This is a genomic window from Streptomyces sp. URMC 126 (assembly GCF_051386555.1).
Taxonomy (GTDB): Bacteria; Actinomycetota; Actinomycetes; order Streptomycetales; family Streptomycetaceae; genus Streptomyces.
Genome location: NZ_JBPQTX010000646.1, coordinates 1 through 873, shown reverse-complemented (window position 1 = coordinate 873; position 873 = coordinate 1). Strand labels below are relative to the sequence as shown.

Annotated in this window: 1 protein-coding gene; it reads right to left on the bottom strand. The window is 73.3% G+C overall.

Annotated elements, in window-relative coordinates:
* A partial coding sequence (locus ACSNOK_RS33290) for a single-stranded DNA-binding protein (protein WP_436784516.1) occupies positions 1–551 on the bottom strand: 551 nt, incomplete at its 3' end.
* Positions 552–873 lie beyond the last annotated feature (322 nt).

Sequence of the window (873 nt, the reverse complement as noted above, 5' to 3'; positions counted from 1 at the left end):
GCCCAGCCCGGCCCGTTGCCTACTCCGCTCGGCTCGTCGCCGACCCCGCCCGACAGCGGTCCCTTCCCCACGCCGCCCGACAGCGGACCCGCCCCGCCCACGGCCGCGCTCATCCGCGCCGCCTCGACGTCCGCGACCGCCTTCGCCATGACGCCCGCCATCCGCACCGGCTCGACCGCCGACGGCCGGGCCTGCGACACCCTGCGGAACGCCGACGTACCGCGCGCGAGATCGTGCCCGATCGCCACCGCGTCGATGTCCGCGGACGTCCACCGTCTCCCGTCCCGCTCCTGCGTGATGATGCGCAACTTCCCCTGCACCACCAGTGGTTCACCGATCGATACCGAGGCGACCACATTGCTCGCGAGCGTCCGCCACGCCCATACGGAATAGAAGCTGGTGTAGGCGTCCGCCCACTCCTCCCGCCCCCGGTCCCAGCGGCGCACCGTCGCGGCGAGCCGGAAGCGGGACACGGCCGCGCCGTTCGCGGCCTCCCGGAAGTCGGGCTGGGTCGCCACATTGCCCACGACCGTCACCAGTGTCTCGTTCATCGCGCTGCCTCCCCCGTTCCACGGCAGCCGGGACCGTCGACCGTACGCGCGGCACGGCACCGCCCCGGCGCGGGCGGTGACCCGCCCGTGACCTCATCGTGCACGCGGCCCGCAAGACGCGTGGGGGCCTGTGGACAGCGAGCGAGCGCTCCGCACAAAGTCGTCACTCACAGGAACGACAGGAGCAACAGAACACGCCCCCACCCTCACACCTCACCACCACCAGCCCGCGCCCCGACTTTTCCACAGGCCGGACGCCCCTCCACGAGGCCGGACGCCCCTCCACCACCGTCCGCGAGCGCCCCACCGCCCTCACCCTTCC